General features: G+C 36.7%; 6 protein-coding genes and 2 tRNA genes. 2 read left to right on the top strand and 6 right to left on the bottom strand.

From position 1 onward, the window contains the following. Positions 1 to 73, bottom strand: a tRNA-Met gene (locus ABEB23_RS17020). Positions 74 to 105: 32 nt separating this feature from the next. Further along, a tRNA-Met gene (locus tag ABEB23_RS17015) sits at positions 106 to 178 on the bottom strand. 117 nt (positions 179 to 295) lie between these two features. On the opposite strand from ABEB23_RS17015, the gene era reads away from it, so the two are divergent. After that, the gene (era, locus tag ABEB23_RS17010) at positions 296 to 1,177 is read left to right on the top strand and encodes a GTPase Era (protein ID WP_348813877.1); all 882 of its coding nucleotides are present in this window, start codon (positions 296 to 298) and stop codon (positions 1,175 to 1,177) included. Between the two features lie 246 nt (positions 1,178 to 1,423). Here the strand turns inward: era and ABEB23_RS17005 are convergent, their stop codons facing one another. After that, on the bottom strand, positions 1,424 to 1,921 hold the full coding sequence (locus ABEB23_RS17005) for a hypothetical protein (protein ID WP_348813876.1): 498 nt from the start codon (positions 1,919 to 1,921) through the stop codon (positions 1,424 to 1,426). Positions 1,922 to 2,028: 107 nt separating this feature from the next. Between ABEB23_RS17005 and der the strand changes: the two genes are divergently transcribed. Next, positions 2,029 to 3,339: a ribosome biogenesis GTPase Der gene (gene der / locus ABEB23_RS17000; RefSeq protein WP_348813875.1), complete on the top strand. Its 1,311-nt coding sequence runs from the start codon at positions 2,029 to 2,031 to the stop codon at positions 3,337 to 3,339. A gap of 87 nt (positions 3,340 to 3,426) precedes the next feature. Here the strand turns inward: der and ABEB23_RS16995 are convergent, their stop codons facing one another. The 3 genes from ABEB23_RS16995 to ABEB23_RS16985 form a co-directional block, all read right to left on the bottom strand. Further along, positions 3,427 to 3,633 (bottom strand): hypothetical protein, encoded by a 207-nt coding sequence (locus ABEB23_RS16995; RefSeq protein ID WP_348813874.1) that lies wholly within the window; start codon positions 3,631 to 3,633, stop codon positions 3,427 to 3,429. 122 nt (positions 3,634 to 3,755) lie between these two features. Then, complete coding sequence (locus ABEB23_RS16990; protein ID WP_348813873.1) at positions 3,756 to 4,925, bottom strand: chromate transporter; 1,170 nt, start codon at positions 4,923 to 4,925, stop codon at positions 3,756 to 3,758. Positions 4,926 to 5,014: 89 nt separating this feature from the next. Further along, positions 5,015 to 5,806 carry a DUF2490 domain-containing protein gene (locus tag ABEB23_RS16985; protein WP_348813871.1) on the bottom strand — a complete coding sequence of 264 codons (792 nt, stop codon included), beginning with the start codon at positions 5,804 to 5,806 and terminating at the stop codon, positions 5,015 to 5,017. Positions 5,807 to 6,000 lie beyond the last annotated feature (194 nt).

The following is a 6,000-nucleotide window of genomic DNA, read 5'->3' as shown; positions in this document are numbered from 1 at the left end:
TAGCGGGAACAGGACTCGAACCTGTGACCTTCGGGTTATGAGCCCGACGAGCTGCCTACTGCTCTATCCCGCGATGTGCGTTTGTATTTTCAATAAAATTCTTAGTAGCGGGAACAGGACTCGAACCTGTGACCTTCGGGTTATGAGCCCGACGAGCTGCCTACTGCTCTATCCCGCGATGTTTCGGGTGCAAATATACGACGAAAATCGATACTTTCGACAAAAATTTAAAAAAATGTTTTATTTCGTCTATTCACTTGATATGACTACCTTTGCAGCATAAATTATATTTTAAATGTCACATAAAGCAGGTTTTGTAAACATAATCGGGAATCCAAACGTTGGGAAATCAACACTAATGAATGCGTTTGTTGGTGAAAGATTGTCCATAATCACATCAAAAGCACAAACAACCCGTCATAGAATTCTTGGAATTGTAAATGGGGAAGATTTTCAATTGATCTTGTCGGATACACCCGGAATCATCAAACCCGCTTATGAAATGCAGGAGTCGATGATGAACTTTGTTAAATCAGCTTTTGAAGATGCAGACATTTTAGTTTATATGGTGGAGATTGGTGAGCAAGAGTTGAAAGACGAAGCTTTCTTTAATAAAATTATCCATGCCAAAATCCCTGTTTTGTTATTGTTGAACAAAATTGACAATTCAAATCAGGAGCAATTAGAAGAACAAGTGGCTTTCTGGACTGCTAAAGTGCCAAACGCTGAAATTTTTCCAATATCGGCTTTGCAGAATTTTAATGTGCCGGAAGTCTTTAGCCGAATCATTTCTCTGTTGCCGGAATCACCTGCTTATTATCCAAAGGATCAATTGACAGACAAACCGGAGCGTTTCTTTGTAAATGAGACTATTCGTGAGAAAATATTATTAAACTACAGTAAAGAAATTCCGTATGCGGTTGAAATCGTAACCGAAGAATTTTTTGAAGATGAGAATATTATTCGCATTCGTTCCTTGATTATGGTGGAACGCGATACCCAAAAAGGGATTATCATTGGTCACAAAGGAGCCGCTTTGAAGAAGGTAGGAACTGAGGCCCGTGCCGATTTAGAGAAGTTTTTTGGAAAACAAATTCATATTGAGTTGTATGTTAAAGTGAATAAAAACTGGAGAAGCAATGCCAATATGCTAAAACGCTTCGGTTACAATCAGTAAATTTTGGGCGTGCCCCGAAAAGGGTCAGGCTATCCGTTGCAATCTTTTCTTTTTTAAAGAAAAAAAGAAAAGGATTTCCACGACTATCCTTCACGCATCAGTCATAAACTAAAAAAAATCGTAAAAGCAGCACAAGTTGTCTTTTACGATTTTTTTTTAGCCCCGATAGAAGCGGCATCCTTTTCTTGCTTGGCATCAAGCAAGAAAAGATAAAGCGGATAGCTGGATTAAGCTTCTAATAATAATTTAGGATGCAATCATTTCGTTGAATAAACCTTCTAAATAATCCATCTGGGTATTGCCGTTTTTTCGGATTTGTTTGGCTATAAAATACAATAAAAACCAAACGCAGACCATTAGTGCCATCACTACTATGTCCATAGTTACAGGGTTTTTCAGAATATAATCAGAATACGCAATACCTGAAAAAATCAAAAAGACACCTGCAACCATAAAGTGCAGGAACATAAAGAAGGTCCATAGGGTTGGGTCGGGCCCAAACAAGCCTCTAATATGTGTTTCCGTCTCGCTTTTTTTCTCTAATTCGATGTGTAAATGAGGGGAATAATAGGCTTTTTTAGCTCCTTTTATATTTAACCAAATGTGATAGCCTCTTATTTTTACAAAGTAGTCATTCGATTTGATTTGGGTGTAATGGGCAAATTTAGCACGCAAAGTATCTATGTTCTGATTGACATCTTTGTAAAATCGTAAACGGAGTCTTAATTCATTATCGGTATCCATATTATATATTTTCAGGTGTTAAAAAGGTACAATTTTGCTAATATATCAAAAAAATTGATATTCATGGTATTAAACACTACCTTTGCAAAATATTTGAATTTAGGATTATGAACAACATTGTAGCCATAGTAGGTAGACCAAACGTAGGAAAGTCAACACTTTTTAACCGATTGATACAGAGAAGAGAAGCAATTGTGGATTCGGTTTCGGGAGTTACCCGTGACAGAAACTACGGAAAAAGCGAATGGAACGGAAAAGAGTTTTCTGTAATTGATACTGGGGGATACGTACGTGGATCCGATGACGTTTTTGAAGGCGAAATCCGTAAACAAGTAGAATTGGCTATCGATGAGGCCGATGTAATTATTTTTGTGGTTGATGTTGAAGAAGGGATCACACCAATGGATGATGCGGTTGCAAAATTGTTACGTAAAGTGACTAAGCCCGTTTTATTGGCAGTGAACAAGGTAGATAACGCCATGCGTGAGAAAGATGCGGTTGAGTTTTACAACCTTGGTCTTGGTGAATATTTTACATTTGCGAGTATATCAGGAAGTGGAACAGGGGATTTATTGGATGCCTTGATTGATGCTTTTCCTGAAAAACCAGAGCCAGCTGAAGAAGAAGTGGTTTTGCCTCGTTTTGCCGTTGTAGGTCGTCCGAATGCTGGGAAATCCAGTTTTATCAACGCCTTGATTGGAAAAGACAGATATATAGTTACGGATATAGCAGGAACTACCCGTGATGCCATTGATACTAAATTTGACCGTTTTGGTTTTGAATTCAACTTGGTGGATACAGCCGGAATTCGTCGTAAAGCCAAAGTAAAAGAAGATTTAGAGTTTTATTCTGTAATGCGTTCCGTTCGTGCAATTGAACATGCCGATATATGTATACTAATTATTGACGCAACCCGTGGATTTGAAGGGCAGGACCAAAGTATTTTTTGGCTGGCAGAGAAAAACCGAAAAGGAGTTGTGATTTTGGTAAACAAATGGGATTTGGTTGAAAAAGATACCATGTCTACCAGAGATTACGAAGAGAAAATCAGAAAAGAGTTAATGCCATTTACGGATGTGCCGATTCTTTTTGTTTCTGCTTTGACCAAACAACGTTTGTTAAAAGCTTTGGAAGCGACTGTTCAGGTGTATGAAAACAGACAACAACGTATTCCAACTTCAAAATTCAATGAATACATGTTGAAGGTTATCGAGGCTTATCCGCCACCGGCAACCAAAGGGAAATATGTGAAAATTAAATATTGTATGCAGTTGCCGACACCAACACCACAGTTCGTGTTTTTTGCCAATATGCCACAATACGTAAAAGAACCTTACAAACGTTATCTGGAGAATAAGATTAGAGAAAAATGGGACTTTTCAGGAGTGCCAATCGATATTTATATCAGAGAGAAATAAAAAGAAAATCCCGAGTAATCGGGATTTTTTGGTTTAAAATGTATCTGTAAATGAGGCGTAGTTCTAATTTTCTTCTTCTGAAGTTATCTAATAGTTATTATACCAATCCTTAAAAGTTTTTGTGGTTTTGTAATCATCATGCAGTACTGCATAAACCATAAATAGAATTAAAAGAATACCTATGCCATACAAAAGCATTAATATCGCTATAGGGGCATTAGTTTGAACTAAACCAGCAAAAACAAAAACATAAACGGTGGTAAACCACACCAGTTTAATTGCTATTTTTTTCATGGCGCTATCTTTTTCTATTAAAGTTACATTAGATATATCTAAAAGATAGTTAAGCCATCACTAATAAAAACTTAAAATTAGAGTGATAAGCTCTCGTGATTTAGGATTGGTTTTTAATGAGACTAAAACAGCTTGAGTAAAATCCCCAAAAGAGCTGCTATACCTATGATTTGTGGCTCTTGTAGCTTTTTAGTATAAATCAAAATTAAAACTGTTCCAATAGCAATGAGTGCTGTTGGCAGATCAATAATGGATCGTGTAGCAATTACTATGACAGCCCCAACAAGAGCGCCAATGACCGCAGCCGTGATTCCGTCCACAAAGGCTTTTATACTTTTGTTTTGTGCAATTTTCTTGAAATAGGGAGCAGGAATGACGGTAAACAGGTAACAGGGAAGGAAGGTGGCCAGGGCAGCAACACAAGCGCCGGTAAAACCTGCGGTTAAATAGCCAATAAACCCAACTGTTATAACAACTGGTCCGGGAGTAATCATTGCTACTGCGACAGCATCGACAAATTGATTCTCCGTAAGCCATCTGTACTCATCAACAACACCACCATGTAAAAAAGGGACGATAGCGAGTCCGCTTCCAAAAACAAATGCTCCGGCTTTAGTGAAAAACCAAGCGAGATCTCCTAATTTTCCGAGCTCGACGGTAAAAAAACCTGCTGTGGGTAATAAGAAATAAGAGGCTGTTTTTGGACGCTTTACCCATTCTGGTGGGGCTTTGACAACCATATAGATAAAGCCTAAAACAACAAATAAAAGCACTTCTTCTTTTTGTGTGACTGCCGTTAAAACAACTGATGAGAGATAAAAAACCCAAAGAATCCAATTATTTTTTAGCCCTGAGATTTCAAATTTGCTAATTGATTTGATGGTGAGCTTGTAGGAACTTAAAACAATGATACCAATAACAGCTGCACTTATCCCGTAAAAGACAGCTTGCATCCATGGCAAACCTCCATACTCCTGATAGGCAATGCCTAATAAAACTACCATGATAAATGAGGGTAAAACAAATGCTAATCCGGAAACTGTTGCGCCCAAAACGCCGTAGTGCACATAACCAATGTAGATTCCTAATTGTGCGGCCAATGGACCAGGGGCTAATTGAGAAAGAGCGAGGCCTTCCTTAAAATCGGATTCATTAATCCATTTTTTGTTTTCAACTAAGTCTCGTTGCATATAATTGACCAAAGCAACGGGACCGCCAAAACCTGTTGTGCCCAGTTTAAGAAAATACTTTATTAAGTCAAATAAAGTATAATTTTGTTTTTCTGTACTCATTTTGATATCTGTTTTTGGGTAGTATGCTTTTTAAGAAATAATAGCGTGTTTTCATAATAAACATAAACTAAAAACAGAATAGAGTAACTTTACTTTGGAGCAGGATTCTCCAAAACCTTCTCATTTGTTGGTTTGTCTGACTTCTGAGTTTTTTTTATTTTTATTTTATGAAAAAGTGTAAATCGTATGATGTCCCGATTGAAATAATCAACTCCGCTTGCACGTTGTTGAAAACTGTTTAAATAACCCAACTCGAATGCAATATTTTTGTTGATGCCATAGTGCAAGGCGGCATAAATCCTGTTTTGGTCAAATGTGTTTTTAACAATTTTCTCTCCGGCATTAATCATTATTTCATCTGATAAAATGGCTTTTAAAAACTGATTTTCTTTTTTCCAACAGAAATATTCCGCTTGAATACGGTATCTGAATCTCCAGAAAAAAGTTGTTCCTGATAGCAAACCGTCCTTATTGGCATTGTGAAAAAAACGTTCTTCTATTTGAAATCGTTGACCCAATATAACTTTACCCAGATCTTGTTTCCATATAATATCTTGTTGCCCTCTATATTCCGGTACATTAAAATCATAAGTGATTTCAGGGTCTTGGGTAGCTACAGAGAAATAAGCGAAGCCTGCACCGGCTTCTAATTGCTCGTTGATTTTATACCGTCCTTGTACTCGTACCTCATATAGATTTTGTTCAACAGGATTTATGAAAATCCTATTGTCAAATTCAGAATGTAGAGACCATCTATTGTTTATTGTTAAATGGTTGTAATATCGTGTCCAAAGCAGGCTTTGATGATCTACATTTTTTTCGGTTTGCGCCCGGGAAACGAAGCATCCAAGTAACAAGAAAAGGAATCTAATGGTTTTCATGAAGTTTATTTCAATTTTTGCAAATTTACATAAACTCTATAAAAACTATAGGCTGTATTTTGTTTTTATGTTTCTTAATCCTTTTTTGTCAAGAATGACAAGGTTAATTTCTACTTGTTTTCTTACGTTTTTATTGTTTTTTCATTTATTGAATTTTAATAAATGCTACATTATTGTTTTAAAAAAAAGAAAAA

Source organism: Flavobacterium maritimum, from assembly GCF_040049085.1.
Taxonomy (GTDB): Bacteria; Bacteroidota; Bacteroidia; order Flavobacteriales; family Flavobacteriaceae; genus Flavobacterium; species Flavobacterium maritimum.
Note: the sequence above shows the minus strand (reverse complement) of the source record. Positions and strands in the feature narration are given on the sequence as shown.

What these genes read in the sequence shown, in the direction of transcription:
- era (WP_348813877.1), top strand. Translation starts at nt 296, where the DNA reads ATGTCACATAAAGCAGGTTTTGTAAACATAATCGGGAATCCAAACGTT.
- ABEB23_RS17005 (WP_348813876.1), bottom strand. Translation starts at nt 1,921, where the DNA reads ATGGATACCGATAATGAATTAAGACTCCGTTTACGATTTTACAAAGAT.
- der (WP_348813875.1), top strand. Translation starts at nt 2,029, where the DNA reads ATGAACAACATTGTAGCCATAGTAGGTAGACCAAACGTAGGAAAGTCA.
- ABEB23_RS16995 (WP_348813874.1), bottom strand. Translation starts at nt 3,633, where the DNA reads ATGAAAAAAATAGCAATTAAACTGGTGTGGTTTACCACCGTTTATGTT.
- ABEB23_RS16990 (WP_348813873.1), bottom strand. Translation starts at nt 4,925, where the DNA reads ATGAGTACAGAAAAACAAAATTATACTTTATTTGACTTAATAAAGTAT.
- ABEB23_RS16985 (WP_348813871.1), bottom strand. Translation starts at nt 5,806, where the DNA reads ATGAAAACCATTAGATTCCTTTTCTTGTTACTTGGATGCTTCGTTTCC.